The sequence below is a fragment of the Ruegeria sp. I1 genome, from assembly GCF_056532675.1.
The window spans coordinates 1-15,958 of the sequence record NZ_JBQFNM010000018.1 but is presented as its reverse complement, the minus strand read 5'-3'; the positions used below and the strand labels follow the sequence as shown (position 1 = coordinate 15,958).

The 15,958-nt window shown below is 51.4% G+C and carries 8 protein-coding genes, 6 pseudogenes and 1 other annotated feature; of the genes and pseudogenes, 4 read left to right on the top strand and 10 right to left on the bottom strand.

The genetic code is table 11. From position 1 onward, the window contains the following. The first annotated feature begins 460 nt into the window (after positions 1-460). Entirely contained in the window at positions 461-1,144 is a 684-nt protein-coding gene (locus tag ACR0DH_RS19930; protein WP_480551791.1) for a response regulator transcription factor, read from the top strand. Between the two features lie 42 nt (positions 1,145-1,186). Here the strand turns inward: ACR0DH_RS19930 and ACR0DH_RS19925 are convergent. Next, positions 1,187-2,394, bottom strand: a pseudogene (locus ACR0DH_RS19925) (IS3 family transposase). After that, positions 1,997-2,113 (bottom strand) — a sequence feature (AL1L pseudoknot). Its footprint overlaps the pseudogene before it by 117 nt. A gap of 406 nt (positions 2,395-2,800) precedes the next feature. On the opposite strand from ACR0DH_RS19925, the gene ACR0DH_RS19920 reads away from it, so the two are divergent. After that, positions 2,801-4,072, top strand: a complete 1,272-nt coding sequence (locus ACR0DH_RS19920; RefSeq protein WP_480551789.1) for a Hint domain-containing protein — start codon at positions 2,801-2,803, stop codon at positions 4,070-4,072. A 151-nt stretch (positions 4,073-4,223) separates the two neighbouring features. Continuing rightward, positions 4,224-4,566, top strand: a pseudogene (locus ACR0DH_RS19915) (transposase); the annotation flags it as partial. 46 nt (positions 4,567-4,612) lie between these two features. Here ACR0DH_RS19915 and ACR0DH_RS19910 read toward each other — a convergent pair. The 4 genes and pseudogenes from ACR0DH_RS19910 to ACR0DH_RS19895 all read right to left on the bottom strand — a co-directional run. After that, positions 4,613-5,186, bottom strand: a pseudogene (locus tag ACR0DH_RS19910) (IS66 family transposase); the annotation flags it as partial. After that, positions 5,175-6,121, bottom strand: a pseudogene (locus ACR0DH_RS19905) (transposase); the annotation flags it as partial. The pseudogenes ACR0DH_RS19910 and ACR0DH_RS19905, both read right to left, overlap by 12 nt. A gap of 351 nt (positions 6,122-6,472) precedes the next feature. Then, entirely contained in the window at positions 6,473-7,585 is a 1,113-nt protein-coding gene (locus ACR0DH_RS19900; RefSeq protein ID WP_480551787.1) for a Hint domain-containing protein, read from the bottom strand. An 863-nt stretch (positions 7,586-8,448) separates the two neighbouring features. Then, positions 8,449-8,781 (bottom strand): annotated as a pseudogene (locus ACR0DH_RS19895) (IS6 family transposase); the annotation flags it as partial. 659 nt (positions 8,782-9,440) lie between these two features. On the opposite strand from ACR0DH_RS19895, the gene ACR0DH_RS19890 reads away from it, so the two are divergent. Further along, positions 9,441-10,169 (top strand): helix-turn-helix domain-containing protein, encoded by a 729-nt coding sequence (locus tag ACR0DH_RS19890; RefSeq protein ID WP_480551793.1) that lies wholly within the window; start codon positions 9,441-9,443, stop codon positions 10,167-10,169. Positions 10,170-10,509: 340 nt separating this feature from the next. Here ACR0DH_RS19890 and ACR0DH_RS19885 read toward each other — a convergent pair. The 5 genes and pseudogenes from ACR0DH_RS19885 to ACR0DH_RS19865 all read right to left on the bottom strand — a co-directional run. Continuing rightward, a pseudogene (locus ACR0DH_RS19885) lies at positions 10,510-11,248 on the bottom strand (transposase); the annotation flags it as partial. Positions 11,249-11,766: 518 nt separating this feature from the next. Continuing rightward, entirely contained in the window at positions 11,767-12,465 is a 699-nt protein-coding gene (locus tag ACR0DH_RS19880) for a TetR/AcrR family transcriptional regulator (RefSeq protein WP_480551846.1), read from the bottom strand. 81 nt (positions 12,466-12,546) lie between these two features. Next, positions 12,547-12,957 (bottom strand): acyl-CoA thioesterase family protein, encoded by a 411-nt coding sequence (locus ACR0DH_RS19875; protein ID WP_480551844.1) that lies wholly within the window; start codon positions 12,955-12,957, stop codon positions 12,547-12,549. Then, entirely contained in the window at positions 12,950-14,677 is a 1,728-nt protein-coding gene (locus ACR0DH_RS19870; RefSeq protein ID WP_480551842.1) for an AMP-binding protein, read from the bottom strand. The genes ACR0DH_RS19875 and ACR0DH_RS19870 overlap by 8 nt, the downstream gene beginning before the upstream one ends. An 812-nt stretch (positions 14,678-15,489) precedes the next feature. Further along, a complete protein-coding gene (locus tag ACR0DH_RS19865) occupies positions 15,490-15,744 on the bottom strand; it encodes a hypothetical protein (RefSeq protein WP_480551841.1) in 255 nt (84 codons plus the stop codon). Positions 15,745-15,958 lie beyond the last annotated feature (214 nt).

The window sequence follows — 15,958 nt, the reverse complement described above, 5'->3', positions numbered from 1 at the left end:
AGCAACCCGCTACGACAGGTGCCCCAAGGTCTTCTTGTCCGCAATCGCACTCGCAGCACTCGTCATATACTGGCTATGAGTCCTGACCCTAGTGCGTGATGTAAATGAACGTCAATCTCCCATGAAAGCTTCAACGCGTCTTCATCAAAGCGCCTCTTCCGAGACATCTATCATCTCTCGGGTGATACCAAAATAGTGCCGCAGTTGCTTGGGGCTAGGACAGTGATGTCACCGCCTAGGTTAAGTTTTTCTTGCCGTTTTGGAAGGGCAAGGCCGTCGTCAAAAATCCTATGCTTTCTACCCGTTTCGAAGCCCAAAGGCCTTTTTACGGTCGATCGGTCTAACTGCGACAGCAGTTCTTAGGTTGTGATCTCCAGACTTAGTATATTGGACGAAGAAGCACCTAGCTATTTCAAACACATATGCTACAAGCCCCTCAAATTTGCATCCGAGGAGTTATATGCGTCTACTTGTTATTGAAGACAATGAACAGATAGCAGAGTTTCTGTTGCGTGGTCTCCGTGCGGAGGGTTATGTGGTTGATTTCTGTAAAGACGGGAAAGCTGGACTTGAAAAGGCCGTTCAATCTGAATGGGATGCTGTCATACTTGATCTGATGTTGCCCGAAATGGATGGTCGCCAAGTCTGCAATGAGATTCGGATGCAAGGGAATCAGACGCCCATTATCATGTTGACAGCGCTAGATTCGTCAGAAGATGCGGTTACTGGCCTTAGAATGGGGGCTGATGACTACATGACGAAACCTTTTGCATTTGAAGAGTTGCTAGCAAGAATTCGTAACATAGTTGGTCGCAAATCAGGCGAGCAACTGACGTCACAGCAAAGAATACTGCAGGTCGAAGATTTACAGTTCAATCTTGATACCCTCTCTGTTAGCCGCGGCGATCGAATTATTGAACTTACATCGCTAGAATTTGCTCTGCTCGAATACCTCATGGAAGAACGTGACAAAGTACTAAGTCGTGCAAAAATTTTACAAAATGTCTGGTTAACATCGAACGATCCACTAACAAACGTTGTTGAGGTCTATGTGAGCAGATTGCGCAAAAAGATCGATGTAGGAACTGAAACGAAGCTAATACACAACATCCGTGGTCGTGGTTATTTCATTGGAATTCGGTAGGTCTGAACCGCTCCTGGTTTGCCGGAGGCTGATTTGTTTAAGTTACGCGGCCATGTCTGATCTTTCCAGAGCTGCGTAGAGGTTCGCTTCGGCTTCAGCTGGCGGGATATTTCCGATGGGTTCTAGTAGGCGGCGGTTGTTGAACCAGTCGACCCATTCGAGGGTGGCGTATTCTACGGCGTCGAAGCTGCGCCATGGGCCGCTGCGGTGGATGAGTTCGGTCTTGAACAGGCCGTTGATCGTTTCGGCCAGGGCATTGTCATACGACTCCCCGACGCTGCCGACTGATGGCTCTATGCCTGCTTCTGCCAACCGTTCGGTGTAGCGAATTGACAGGTATTGCGACCCGCGATCCTAATGATGCACCACGCCCGCCCCTGGCTGTCGCTGATGGACGACCTGCTCCAGCGAAGCCTGCATTGGCCATACGGCTCGCCAACCGACAATGCGACGGGCAAAGACATCGATGTCAAATGCCACATAAACGAAGCCCTGCCATGTGGCGATATAGGTGAAATCACTGACCCAAAGAACACTTGGCGCCGGGGCCTTGAACTCGCGGTTCACCTTGTCCAACGGGCACGTCTGGGACTTGTCCGGGATTGTCGTCTTCGGGCTCTTGCCTCGAATGACACCCTCCAGGCCCATATCCTTCATCAGCCGCGCCACCGTGCTGCGGACGACATCGATGCCTTCGCGGCGCATCTGATACCAGATCTTGCGCACGCCGTAGACCTTGTAGTTCTGTTCCCAGACCCGCTCGATCTCAGGCCGCAACGCCGCGTCGCGCTTAGCCCGATCGGACAGAAGATCAGGGTTCGCCCGCTTGGTCATGTGATCGTAGAAAGTAGACAGGGCAATCGGCAGGTGCCTGCAAATCGGCTCGATCCCGATGTCGTCGCGGTGTTCTTCAATGAAGGAGATCATGTCCTGGACCGGCAGTCGAGCTCCGCCTGAGCAAAATATGTCGACGCCTTGCGCAGGATCTCATTGGCCTGCTTCAGTTCGCGATTCTCGCGCTCCAGCGCCTTCAGCTTCTCGGCCATCTCGCTCGTCACGCCAGCACGCGCACCCCGATCCACTTCGGCCTTCTTGACCCATTCGTTCAGTGTCTGCGGTGCACAACCGATCTTCGATGAAATCGACAGGATCGCCAACCAGCGGCTCTCATGCTGCCCGGGATTGTCCAAAATCATGCGAACGGCACGCTCGCGCACTTCGGCGGAATACTTCTTCGTTGTCTCGCTCATGATGCTCCATCCTACTCAAGAATTGGAGCCTCCGGCAAACCCGGAGCGGTTCACACAAATTGATATTTTCTTCCGAACTGATTTCATCAGTCTTTTTCAGCTCGCTGGCACTGAAGTCGAGATTTTCGATGACGCGTGCGCAATCGACGATTTGTTCCGGGCGGGACGCCCTATTATGCACCGAGCCGGAGTCGGTCCCAGCATTCGTATTGTTTCAATAAGTGCAACTGCCAATTTGGCACCTACAAAAACTCCAAGCGATTATCACCTTCAAGAACTTAATGGGTCATCTAGACGCATACCAAAAAGTAGACTCAGAAATTTGCTGTACCAATCAAAGCCAATTCCCCGAATGCCCGGGTGCTAGAAGGGCCGAAATGGAACGCTAACCGGAGATATGAGTGTCATGCCGATCACAACACAAGTGAGCGCAATCTATCTAGGAAACCTCAGCACTATCATCGACCCAGTCGAGGGTAACGTTGATATGGAGGGAGCGGACACATCGCGCGGTCCTAATTCTATTTTCCAAAACCAGACTTTCGGAAGCGACACAGATCCTCTGCACGAAAAACTGGTTACTATCAATGCCACAAGTAATGATCCTACGGGCAAGCAAAATGCGCAAAGCTTGCATGTTGATGGGACTCAATACACTGACACCCTCGAATATAACTTGAATGATGGCAACGGAGTGGTTCAAAGTGAATTTGACGCCTATTTGCAGTGGGCCAACCCATCGACCGGTCCGCTAAGGAACCAGGTCATAGTCACATATGCTGATGGCTCCAGGCGATCTCGTGAGATTGATATCATTCAAGATGACCGTGGGAATTTGTTTCTTGTATTTGACGGCGATAGGGTAGGCGCGAATAATCAATTGAACTCGGGTGAAATTGTCAGCATTCAGTTCTCTGGGCGAGCTACAGCAATGGATGGCACCTCAAGTGTCAATCGTGAGGATTGGACCCCGACCGATTTGGCCTTTAATGGTACGCAAATACCTTGCTTTGTTAGAGGTACTAAAATCTTAACCATTCGCGGTCAAGTAGAAATAGAAAAACTGAAATCCGGTGATTTGGTTTGGACAGCTGACAAGGGCTATCAACCTATTCTTTGGATAGGATCTCATCTAGTTGAAGGAATTAGTGCTCAATCTGCGGATAGAGTAGCTCCTATTCTCGTGTCATCGGGAAGTATGGGGCAAGATATGCCGGAAAGTGATCTTCTGGTTTCACCACAACACCGATTGCTGATTTCCAGTACAATCGCCAAGAGAATGTTTGATGCACCGGAAAACTTGGCCGCTGCGAAGCATCTGACGAACCGGGCAGGAATATATGCGCTTTCACAAATGCAGGACGTTGAATACTTCCACATATTATTTGATGACCACGAAATTGTTTCCGCGAATGGTGCTCTTTGCGAAAGCCTATATCTTGGTCCCGAATCTCTAAAGTCATTGAGCGAAGTTAGCAGGCAGAAAATCTTCTCGTTGTTTCCAGACTGGGATCACACAAAGTCCGAATTGCCCCCAAATTTCTCGAAAGCACGCCGCTTCCTCGGCGGTGCTCAGGCGAAGAGACTTGTATTGAGGTCGGAAAAAAACTGTAAACCACTAGCTGAGATAAACTACACAAGTGTTTCAGAAAATAGTGGTATTCGCCGTGCTATATGATTTATTGGATACAAAACGAACTTGAATGGCTTGTTTTTTAGCAGATGACGAGCACTTCGGGTCAGGGCCCATTGATTTCCGGCGAGCGGCATGGTTCACGGTTCAAAAAAACGGGCGATGAACATGTCTGTTCTGACTAACAGAGGCGCAAATGGCGCGTCTTGAGCCCTTCTTTCCCAACTCTTGCGGTAAGCCTCGTATTGATGGCGGGCGGGTACTGAGTGAGATTATCTTATCAATCACAACGGCTTACGATGGCGAAATGCTCCCGCAGCCCATGGGGTCTGTAAGACCCTGTACAATCGTTGGAAACGGTGAAGCTACAAAGGCATCGTCACGCAGATGGTGATCGGGTTGGCCGCCAGTCACGGGGAAGAAAAGACAGTCATGATTGATGAGACTTATCTCAAAGCCCACCGAACAGCGACCAGTATGGGCATCAAAAAGTGGGGCGTAGGCGCCTGATTGACCGCACCAAGGGCGGCATGAACAGTGCCCGTCCGTTGAAACCGCCCTTTTGAGACTATGCGGTGCTTGTTGCGCTGCCTGGGCAGCGTAACGCCATGGGAGGAGTTCGTCGAGGCGTGTGATCTTGTGGTCGGCGATCTGAGCCAGAACCCATGTGAGCCAGGATTTTGGATCGACGTTGTTCAGTTTGGAGGTTTCGATGAGGGTGAAGGCGATGGCCATGGCTTTGCCGCCGCGCTCGGATCCTGCGAACATCCAGTTCTTTCGACCGATAGCCACGGGTTTGACAAGCGCGTTCGGCCGTATTGTTATCGAACTCCAGATGGCCGTTCTCAAGGTATGCTCGCGCCTTCGGCATCCGGCCAAGAGCGTAGCGGATGGCTTGTGTCAGTGGCGATTTGCCACGCACCTCTTTTTCCACTGCGTAGAGTTCCGCAGTCCGGCGGATCGCTTCTTCTGCGGTGGCATTGCCCTGGGATGCAAAGACATCGACAAACTTGCGTCGGACATGGGCCATGCACGCCATCTCATCCGTCTTGTTCGCTCCGAACAACCCCTTGAAGCCGGAATAGCCATCGGCATGAACCCAGCCCTTGTAGCCCGCGATGTGGCTGACCGGATGCGCGCCTTTGGCATCCCATTCGAAGTCTGCGCGGGTCCAGGTACCGTCGTTGCGCCCAGATTTGTCAAAGACAGGAATGTGCGGTGCGATCTCGTGGTCCACCAGCCAGCCCAGAAGTGGCCCGGTGCCATAAGCCGTGTCGGCGATCAGCCGTTCTGGATGCAGATCGAACTTGTCCTTTACCCGATCCAGCATGGTTTTGGTTGATCCGACCTCGGCTTGTCGGATGGCCCGTGTGGCTTCAACATCGACGATAACCCGTGATCCGTGTCGATCAGATAATTGTCAGAATAGCTAAATAATGCAGGGCCCTTGCGGGCTGCTGTCCACTGGCTGGCCGGATCGGAATGGGAGGTGAACTTAGGCTGCACCTCGCTGGCAGCACCGAATGCGGCTTCATCTAACGTGTCGAGATACTCGCGAACGGCGCGAGGGGCATCGGTCGGGTCGATGTCGGAAGCGCACAATTCTTCTTTGGGTGTCGAATTCTGTTTGTTGGCATCCGCCTCGATCAGGCTGGCATCAATTGCCAGGCGCTGGCCGCTTACCAGACCTTCTGCGATGCAACGCGCAACAGTCGTTTCGAACAGTTGACTCAGCAGCTCACTCTCACGGAACCGGCCATGCCGGTTTTTGGAGGACGTCGAATGGTCAGGCACGCGGTCAGTCAGATCGAGACGACAGAACCAGCGATAGGCTAGGTTCAAATGCACCTCTTCACAAAGCCACCGTTCGGATCGGATGCCGAAGCAATACCCCACCAGCAGCATACGGATCAGCAGTTCCGGATCGACGGATGGCCGACCGGTGTGGCTGTAGAAATCTGCGAGATAGGCGTGGATGCCATCCAGATCGACAAAGAGATCAATCGAGCGCAGCAGGTGGTCTTGGGGAACATGATCCTCAAGAGTGAATTCGTAGAAAAACGCCGCCTGCGCTTCCTGCTTCGGCCCCATCATCGCTCAGCCCTTCCATCCTCGGGGAAAATTGAATCAGCGACTTACCTCACGATCAAGTAAGAGTTTTTTAACGAAATACACCATTCGCAGCTATCCGCTTGTTGTGCAGCATCCAGCAGTTTGGGCTCTCTCGTTGAATCCGCCTCGCTCTGCGCGAACGGCAGCTGAGCCAAAACGCTTAGAGTGTCATTTCGCCCCGTACCGCAATGGACCCGATACCCCTAGGATATGGCTTAGTAACGTATCATGGTAGCAATGGTGAAATGGTCTAAGAAAACTGGACAGTAATCTAAATTGTGTCCCAGGGCTTTGAAGGGATACGAACACGGCAAAGCGCCGGAATTTTAAAGATCAATTCAAGGCCAAGGCGTCGTGGGAAAGGAGCGGTTTGGCGTTTTTGATATGCCGCTCGATGAGACGCTGCTGTCTTTTGGCCGGAGGAATTTCAACCGCCGCAGGCAATGCGTTCTGATGAAGCTCAGGAAAGATCGCCAATATCTCTTCACGAGCCTCTGGCGGCATCAACTCAAGTGCCTGCGGTCCGGGCAAAAGGCTTTCGGTTGGTGCGCCTTCGCAAAATATCACCTCATGGGCATCAAACAGGATGTGACAGTATTCGATCCCCTCAACCTCGGTGTCGACATAGATGCCCGGCATTTCAATCAGCTTGATCGCGGGGATCAACACCTCGGCGTGGCCAAACATCCGCTTGGCAATGGTTGAGGAAATCAGCAACCGATGCTGGCGCGAGACCAGAAGATCGCGATCTGGCAGGCCATGGCCAACGCTTCCTTTGGTGATGCGCACCGGGAACATTTTGGGATTTGCCACAAGCTGCGCCTTCGAGAACTTGCGCTTGCCGGTCCAGCGGATTGGTTTTGCCCCGTTACGGGTTTCGACAAGATCACCAGTGCGAATTTCCCCAATCTGTCTGGGCCCGTTCGTGGTTTGGATCAGGCTCATCGATGACAGGCAGACAAATGTCAAAGATCTCGCATTGGAGCGTATACTGATGCGGGTCAGCGTAACGCCAGGCGGGGGTACTGTTCCAGCCGGCAAGCCGCCTGGCCCATTACCAAGCGAGGCCAGGGTCACTGCGTTAGGGTTAAACCCATTGGGAATAAATGCGATGAAAAAGGCTTCTTCTGAATTCGTGATGATACCGTTGCCATTTAGGTCATACTCGAAAACAACGGCTGTATATGTGTTTCCATCTGACCCAGAGTAGGTCGAGATAACCTCCCAATAGATGAATTCGTCGAGAAAGGTCTGGGTTGGGTCAGTGGGGATGTCGTTGTTGCGATCGCCCGAAAAAACGCGCGCATTGGCCCCGTCGGAGACCGTAATCGTCGATGAGGTCGCTGACGCATCAATGGTCCATGTACCACTGGCACCCTGGGTCTGCTCGGTAGCCGACATACCTGTGATGTCAGTCAGAAAGTATCCTGTAAAGTTCAGTGGCATTCCCGATTATTGAACACTTCTGAGCGTAGTTCAAGCTACTCTTTTTGCCCCTGCCGATCAGGTTAGATTGCGTCGTTTTTTGGGCACACGTTCCCATGAAGAACAGTAACAGACTGCTTACCGCCTCATCAACAGCCAGAGCTCATGCGTCGGCCTCCGGTCGATGCCCCGGTCCTTCTCGACCTCCTTATCCTTTTCCTAATCGCGCTGGTTTTCATCTCCAGCTTCTCGCGCGGCTTGTTCAAAAAAACCCTCCATCGTGCCGTCCCTTGCTCAAACCACCGTTTCTTGACAGCTGACTCTGGTGCAACCGCAGCGATTTAGTACTTCGTCCCGCTTCCCGCCAATTCAAACGCCTTGCAGCGAATGTTCACTACATCGTGCGTTCTCCTTGTGTTCCTAGTAACCCCCATCTGCGCACGTTCGGGGCGGTTGGGCCTACTTCCAGGACACCGCATCAAAGTGCAATAAGCGCGCGCCAGGTGCGGGTTGCGATGCAATCGGTGGACACGAACACGGCCTGGCCATTTTGGGGCGAGGCACAGGATGTATTGCAAATTACGTCGGTGATCTCGCCGTGGCCCTGGTCGCATTAGGCGCAAAAGTCACCTGCTGAACCATTGATGGAAAAGAGCGCATTCTGGCAGTTGAAGACTTGCACACGCTTCCGGGCGATAGACCCCACATAGAACACACGCTCTCTGCAGGTGAGCGCATTCTGTCGGTGACAGTCCCGGATCACAACTGGACCTTCAGCACCTATGTTAAACTTCGCGACCGTGCGTCTTACGCCTTTGCCTTGTCCACCGCTGCGCTGTGTCTTCGGCTCGACGATGTGGGTTACATCACAGAGGCTTCTCTCACCTTAACATCTTGTTGATCGCCTTTATGCCGGCGGTGTTAGCTCCGCTCTTGTCGATTACAATCTTTTTCGGAAGGCCGTTGACCTTCAGCATCCGAGCGAAGAATTTGGTGGTGTTAGGTTCGTTTTGACGCTGTGAAAGCATGAAATCAAGCGTCTTGCCGTGCTTGTCGACAGCTCGATAGAGATAAACCCACGCTCCTTTCACCTTGATGTAAGTCTCGTCCATTCTCCAGGAACGGTCGCACAGTCCCTTTCGCCTGCGCGCAACATCGGCAATTGCACTAGCGTATTTTGTCACCCACCGGTTCAGCGTCGTGCGATCTACCGCAATCGTCCAGCATCATTAGGTTGTTTGCCAAAGCACTCTTCTCAAATGCGGTTCCAGCTAAAAAACATCATAGATAATAGTGGCGACAATGCAGTTGGCATTCGAGAAGTGAACAGAATTCTGTAGCGGTTCGGCTGTCCAGCCAAAGTACTAGCGATCAGGTCTAAATATTTGAACAGCATGATCGAACAGGATCACAGATTCATCAAACAACGCGTAAGGCGCATGTGCTGGTCCAAATCTTTCAGATCAGAATCAGCCACAATCGATTGCATTGCGGTAGCCAACATGATCCGCAATAGAAGCAATTCTCTAGGGACACGATTTGTGACTTTCGAGTGTTTGCTGAGATTACAGGATAGATGTGGCCATAAAGCCGCTAGCTCCGGCCGTTCCAAAAGTTTGTGCCACATCCAAGTTTATTCAATACAGACAGACCACTGTGCTCAAAAGGCCACAACGAACACCACAGAAATTGCACAAAGACCGATTCATTAACGCTATATGAATATAATATTAATCGTTCATATTCCCAAGATGAACGATGAACTAACCCGAGTTTCCTCGCCGTTCCAGCCGCTAAGTTGCGGATAGCAGGTCTTGCCAAACCCGGCAAGCCGGTGGGTTTTTAACGAGGGTTTATTTTGAAGCATAATCGAATTGTGCCTCATAGGCATGTGCCTGTTTGTGTAGCAAAGGGGTCGGCGTCTCGGTGTTTCTCCATATTGAACGCGTTGTTGCTGGAGTCACCGTTAACGCGAGAGGAACTGTCCGTACGGACAGGGCAGAATAAGACCGCTATTCACCGGGGTTTGCACATGCTTATCCAAATTGGATGGGTGCGCGCAACGTTGTGTGGTAAGCAGTATCTTATTACATCGTCCACAGAACTTTCATTTGCAAACGCAAGAATCCCGCTACCGGAACTAGACGCATTGCTCCCGCGCGTAGCAATGGCTTCCAAGAGATATGATGTGCATATAGACTTAGCGCTATTCTCAGAACCAGGCGTACTGTTAATCGAAGAGTCTACTGAAATAGGTATTGCAACTGGCTGCGAACCAGAGAGTTTTGCTTGGTCCAGTTTGTGTCACGCGGCATTGGCTCATATGAGCGCTAACCAACGTCAGCGACATATAGAGAAGTATGTTTCATCGGCATGCAATCTAGAGCGTCAGGAAATCTCTTCGCCGAAATTCGACGAACGGCTCAATCTGGTACGGGAGCTTGGGTTCGCCGAGGAGGAGAACTCCTGCACTGTTTCGTTTCCAATGCTAGTACAAAACAATAATGTGCTCGGTGGGATCGCAATCCGAAACAAGCTAGGATGCCGCAACAACTTGGTGGGCGTATCTCAGGATATTAGAAAGTTGATCTACGGAGACATATAATAGGGGAAAACGGTTCAGGTATTTGATTGCGTAGCCCCCTGTCCCTGGACCACGGATGCGGTGTTTCTCTGATGTTGTCGGCACCGGTGGGTGCATTTTGAACACCTGATGGAGGCGTGTGTGATTGGATTGCTTGTCAGTGATTGATGGCCATCTTTGCATGTTCGGTCGGTGTGAACCATTCAGCATGCAGAACTTCCTGACGCAGCGTCCCATTTAGACGCTTTTTGTCTCCGTTCTTCCAGAATGATCTTGGATAGATGCCATGTCCGTCGTCAGGGATTTTGGGACAGATGGCGGCCAGAGCTAAGAGAGGGAGTGACGCATCTGGTTGGATTGATTATGCGGCGGCTTTGCGGTGAAGTAAGCGGTGCGTTTCGATGGTCTTTCGTTTGATCCTTTCTCGTTGTTTTGAATGGGCTGGCCGCGTCGGAAGTAGACATCAGCGGGCGTGAGGTTTTGTAGGCTTTCGTGGTAGCCCGGTGATTGTAGTGATCGACGAAAACATCGATCTGCTGCTGAAGGTCACCGGGAAGATAGTAGTTTTCGAGCAAGATGCGGTTCTTCAAGGTCTGATGCCAGCGCTCGATCTTTCCCTGAGTTTGCGGATGGCATGGTGCCCCTCGGACATGATCGTTTTCCTGATCTTCCAGCCATTCAGCAAGTTCACCAGAGATGTAGCTGGACCCGTTGTCGCTGAGCAGCCGTGGGTTGTGGAAAACGGTCGCCTAGGCACAGCCCGAAGCCTGCAAAGCCCGATCCAGCGTATCGATGACATCGCTGGCCTTCATCGTCGTGCAGAGCTTCCAGGCGAAGATGTAGCGGCTGTAATCATCGAGGATGGTCGACAGATAGAGCCAGCCCCAGCCGATCACATTCAGATAGGTGAAGTTGGTCTGCCATAGCTGGTTCGGCCGTGTTGTCTTCTCGTGGAACTCATCTGTTGCCGACAGAACCACATAGGCTGGGCTAGTGATCAGGTTGTTAGGCTAGAGGATGCGATAGATCGAATCCTCTGACACGAAGTACTTTTCTGTGTCGGTAAAGCGAACAGCCAACTCACGCGGCGTCAGATTGCTTTACGTACGGGGAAAACAAGCACAGCAGACCGGCTCTTAAACTCTGTCGATTGATGGGAACGCATGAGGGGATCAGAAAAAGGGATGACTGACCCCCTCACGTTATCGGCACATTGGAGAAGGGTCTATCCATGCACCAGATTAGTTAGTTGGGTCACGTTGGGAGGAGAGAGGATTACGTTCCTCCCAACGTGACAGCCTGCCCGAAAGATCCGGTAAAATACATGCGAACCGTGGCCAGTTTGAGTGAGCGACCGTTTAGCCGGTGCACGTTTGGTGTACTTTGGTTTTGTAATGATCGACAATCACCGTGTTTCGTATGATGAAACATGTATCAAATAGTGAAACACCCAATTTGGGTAAATCGCACTGTTTATCTGACTAAATTTATGCGTCTGTTGAACCCATCCTAGAGATCAACATGCGGACACCAAACGTCGATAGATTCATACTCGTAATCCAGATCCAAAGTTAGCGGCACATCCCAGTTGGGTTGCTGGCTTGAAGCTGTACCGAACCTACGACTTTGATACGGCATCCCTAAGCATGGCGAGTGATGTTTCGATATCCTCGAAAATTTCCGGGATGCTAAGCGCAGGGTCGGCACTCAGCTCCTCTCGATCAGAAGCGGAAACAGTCTCAAGGCACATGGCGGCAAGTTGGTCGGCCAGTGTTTCCGCGTCCCATTCGCGTTCGTCATACCACCATGCTGACCAGTTGATCATGCCGATGATACCATGGGTCGCCACAGTCGGATTCCTAACAGAAAATACGCCAGCCACACAGCCTTGTTCGACCACTCCCCTGTGATAAAGGAACACGCGTTTCTTCAATGCTTTGCGCGCTTCGACAACTCTTTTTGGTAGGCTTTCGTCCCTCCGTACCAGGAGCTGGAAGTTATACTTTTTTCTAAAGATGAGCAACGCGCGTTCGCGGCAGAGGTCAGACAAACGCTCTATTGGAGAAGCGTATTCGCGGGTTTCTAAGGATTTCATAAGGAGGTCTACGTCGGTGGTAATATCTTCGACCAACTTGCTCATGATATCAACGCGGTCAGTGAAATGATAGTATAGCGACGGACGGCTCACTCCAATACGTTTTGCCAGTTCGCTCATCGAAATTCCTGCGCTGCCGCTTTGAGCCAAAACCTCTGAAACACTGCTCAGTAATTCTTGTTTCTGATTTGACACTTGAGGCGAACGTTGCTCATCGCTCATTGGCCTGCTCCTTCAGCTTGATGGCGCCTACACAACAATCTCTCTCGTGTTTCGTTTGCATCTATCTACTCAGAACTCTCACTACGTTAGCGCCAGCATAGATTCTTCTGGTAGGTCAGTAGGCTTCAAATCAGAGGAAACCACGCAGATGATCCCTGGATCGGCAGTGAACCTGAGCTGCCGATCCGAAACATAAGCTTTCGAGGTCAGATCGAGTGTCTTTTGCCTGTTTCTACTGACACGAATGCAGATGCTGATCTCATCTTCTGAGCAAAGCGACTTGACATGTACCATGGATAGATCGACTGCATGAGTTCCTAATCCTGCTGACCAGTTTTTGCGACCAAAGCTTGCATCAAAAAGGGCGTCTCTGGAGTCGTCGAAGGCCTCAAGCGTAAAACAGGTGAAGCAGCCAGTGCACACTACACCGGCCAAGTAACATTCATTCCAAAGCATCTTGTGTGTTACAACAAGATCTTTTGGCTTAGCCACCACTCTTACCTTCACTTTCAAGCAACTCTCGGATGATCTTACGCATCTTTACTTTATCCGGTTTGTTGATATTCGTGACCGGTATTTCTTCCATGATTTCTACACGTTCCGGCCATTTGTACTTTGCCAGTCCCGCCGTCTCAAGGAATGCACCAATTGTCTTTACAGTCAAAGGTAGTGCATTCTCAGTAAGGGTTAGCATTGCGCAAGCCCGCTCTCCAAACTTTCTGTCCGGCATGGCCACCAGAGCCGCAGCAACAACATCCGGGTGAGACATCATGGCACGCTCCACCTCGTGGCAGTTGATCTTCTCGCCACCCCGGTCGATTACGTCCTTCGTTCGCCCCTCAAATGCATAATAGAGGTCTCCCTCGAATACCTTTGCACGCATCAGGTCGCCGGTGCGATAATACCCGTCCGATGTGAATGATACGCGGTCAAGGTCGGGAGATTTATAGAAACCACGTATCGTATAGGGACCTTTCACCAGCAGTTCGCCGACTTCTCCGACCGGGAGATCCTCTTCAGTACCGGGTGAGACAATACGCACCTTGTCCAACTTCGAAATGGGGCGACCAACTGTTTCGTACCGTGCTGGTTTGGGGTCGCCTGTTTTTCCAAAGGTTAAAAAGCCTTCCGTCATCCCATAAAGTTGCAAACCTGTTACGTGCAGGTTGCGCTCCACTTCGGCGGCAGAGTTCATTGAGACCACAGCCCGTAACCGCCCCAGCGCATAGGCTCCGACCACACCCAGTAAAGTTAGTCGGTACTTCTTTGAAATCCCCAGTTTCTGGAATTTCTCAAGCAAGGGTCCGGCCACACCCATCAAGGTCGGGCGATATCGGATCAGCATTCTAAAAAACAGACGCGGGTTAATAGCGGGGGACACAAGATAAGTGCCGCCCGCAAGGATAATCGGCAGGGAAGCACAGCCCATATTTGCATTGTGCATCACAGGCGTTGGAAGCATGATAACATCCGTTTCGCGGTATTCATTAAAGGCTATGACTTGCTTCAGCTGATAAGCATATTCGTAGTTAAAGCGTGGGATGACTTTTGGCATGCCGGTACTACCGCCTGACAGCTGAAACAATGCAACCTGCAGCGGGTCACGATCCTGAGACGTGACATAGTCGCGTGCCTCCCTGACACTTTGGCGCTTTATCATCATTCTCATGTCATGCGCATTGGGCAAATTCGTGGGAACGGATCCGCGTACAACGATCGTGTGATCCATCGTCGAAATATCGTCCCGTATCTGCTTGGCAAAAACGCCGAAATCAAAGTTAGCATCATCCGTTGCAACGAAATGAATCTTAGCGTCACAGTGTTTACCCAAATAGCTAATTTCGGCAGTGCGGTGGGCTTGCAACGTACAAACCGGAATGACTTGGGCCTTGAAGCATGCCAGAAGACAGACGAACAGCTCATTGCAATTGGGCAGTTGGAAAATCGCCCGGTCTCCTTGCTCCAGCCCGAGTTTTTTGAGCGCCAGCGCCAATCGATCTGACCTGCGATCAAGCTGGGCACTAGTCATACCTCCCTCAGGACCGGCAAGAACCCGTCGCTTGGGGAACTTTTGTGCAGATGCCTTGAAGGCTTGCGCCAAGGTAGTCAGGGTAAATTCGCCCGCCTCCAGGTAAGACTTGAGCTCATCTTGCTGGGGGTAAACCACTCCCGAGATCGGCTCTCGAACGCTAAGTTGAACATCAACGTTCATGGGTCTGGAATCGGTTTTTCAGCCAGGTCCAACAGGCGTCCCAGGCAGATAAAAGGCCCTCTGCGGCACCGACAGAGACAGGACGGTTATGATGGCCACATGGCAACACGAGATGCTCCTTGTCATCGGCACAACTGGCGTCGAACTTCGTATTGAAATCCCGAGCAAAAACGGTGCTATCACCGCCACAACGGATGAGCAGTGTGGGGTGTATGACATCTGATCTGCATTTGATCATGGATGCATTCGAGCTAAGCCCCGACCAGTTCGAAAACCAGTTTTCGGTGGCGCAAAGCAAACCGGAACAGATGCGACCGCAGTAGGACGCATAAGGGTTGAGCCCTCTCAGCGATCCGTTTCGCAGTTCGGCGTCAGTCCGCCAGATATTGAAGATTGGCGCATGCATTGCAGCTATCCGATCCAGTGGCGAAGCTCTGCCTTCATTCACTTGCTCGCGCGCTGCCATACGCGCGGCGATCTGAACGCGGTCGACTGTATCGTTTTTTTCGCAATGCGCAACATTTGCTGTAAGATAAGTCTGGATGAACCACGGATTGCAGCGGCTTCGCGTTGGATGTTTGAATCCGTTGTGTGGCATGAATGGATACAACAAACTCGCAAGGATGCTGCAGGGTCACAACTATGCGAATTTCTTCTCGCGGACAAAGAAGGCCAAGTGCAGTGCTCTGTCCTGTGTTCAGGTGACGATGGTTTCCTGTTTTGCTGTCGACGGAAGCTTTTTGAAATCCCAATCAGCGCCGCGCAAACCGGCAGTTGCCGACTTCATTCTTGTGTTTCCAGCTTAGCTTTGACTAGCGGTTCGTGTTGACTAGGCGCACTTCCTCGCGCCCGAATTCCGCGATTTCACCATTCATACCGGCCGTGAACATACTGTACCAAAGTGCCGGCTTTAGGTTAAGTGCCTTGCGGTTGAAGACGAGCTGGGTGGGGCTTTCGATCTTGAAATAACCCATACCCATATCGGTGACCGTGCAGTCACTCATTTCTTTAGCAGCATCGGCGATGCCACGGAATTCATCCACGTCCAGTACAAATAGAGCAGGCATCAGTTTTTTCCTCTGTGGTAGCGTTCCACTAACTGTGCTTTGCGCCGCCAGACGGAATCGATGTCTCCCAAACACTTGCCCTCTTGTTTCAACTTTTCTTCCAGTTCGATTGCAGCAGTCATCGTTAGGGTCAGGACCCATTGATTTCCGCGTTGGTGCATGATTCACGGTTCGAAAAACGAGCGGTGACCATGTCTGATCTTTTCTGGCTCAC